Origin of the sequence: Mycobacterium sp. E2479 (genome assembly GCF_001667925.1) — a bacterium.
Lineage (GTDB): Bacteria > Actinomycetota > Actinomycetes > Mycobacteriales > Mycobacteriaceae > Mycobacterium.
This window is the reverse complement of record NZ_LZJR01000011.1, coordinates 1-1230: the sequence shown is the minus strand read 5'-3', so window position 1 is coordinate 1230 and position 1230 is coordinate 1. Positions and strand designations below refer to the sequence as shown.

Here is a 1230-nt window from a genome sequence, read left to right as displayed (position 1 = left end):
CCCCGGCCGGGCCGCCGCCACCACCGGGATCGCAGCCATGATGCGCGCCGTCGCCAACTGCGCCAACGTCGTTGTCCGCGCGGTGCGCACCGGTCACCGGCAACAGGTTTGGCTGTCGGTCGCCGGCTTGGTGCTCATCCTCGTCGTGGCGACCGCCTATCTGCTCATCGGAGCGCTACGGGTGAAGCCCTTCGCCTCGTCCTACCGGGTCACCGTGCAGCTGGCGGAATCCGGCGGCTTGCTGCCCAATCAGGACGTCGCACTGCGCGGGGTGCGCATCGGCCGCGTGGAGTCGCTGCAGATCACCGACAACGGGGTGAACGCCGTCGCCAGCATCACGTCGAAGGTGCGGATCCCGGCGAACAGCGTCGTACACGTGTCGGCACTCTCGCCGGCCGGAGAGCAGTACATCAACTTCGAAGCCGCGTCGGACGCCGGGCCGTACCTGCACGACGGCAGCCTCATCGCCCTGGACCACACCACCGTGCCGGTCAGCTTGGCACAGTTGCTCGGCGACGCCGACGGGCTGCTGGCCCAGGTCGACCCGCACAAAATCGAGTTGATCAAGAAGGAATTGAGCCTGAGCAAGGAGGGGCCGGCGAAGTTGACTGCCATCGTCGACGGCGGCACGTTCCTGCTATCGACGCTGGATTCGGTGCTGCCCCAAACCACCAGCATCATCAAGACAAGCCGCGTCGTGCTCACCCTGGCCAGCGACAAGAACAACGGATTGGGCGCCACCGCAACCGAACTCAACCAGACACTGACCGGTGTGGCCCGAATGCAGGCCGGCTACCGTCGGCTGACTCAGCAGACGCCGCGCACCCTTTCGGCGGTCGACAATCTGTTCGCGGATAACTCCGACACCATGGTGCAGTTGCTGGGCAGCATGGCCACCATGTCGCAGCTGCTCTATCTGCGGGTGCCGGCGCTCAACGCGTTGTTCCCCGATTACCGCGGGTCGGTATTGGACGCGGTGACGAGCGCCTTCCACGACGGCGGTGTCTGGGCGACGGCCGATTTGTATCCCCGCTACGTCTGCGACTACGGGACACCGGCGCACGCTTCGTCGGCCGCCGACTACTACGAGCCGTTCATGTACACGTACTGCCGCGACGACGACCCGGCGGTCTCGATCCGCGGCGCCAAGAACGCGCCTCGCCCGGGAGGCGACGACACCGCCGGTCCCCCGCCCGGCGCCAACTTGGGCCAGCGGACCGACCCGACGCC

Annotated in this window: 1 protein-coding gene; it reads left to right on the top strand. The window is 67.2% G+C overall.

Going from position 1 to position 1230, the window contains the following annotated elements; genetic code table 11:
• Positions 1-37: 37 nt before the first annotated feature.
• On the top strand, positions 38-1230 hold a 1193-nt coding region (locus A5686_RS02065; RefSeq protein WP_067930364.1), incomplete at its 3' end, for an MlaD family protein.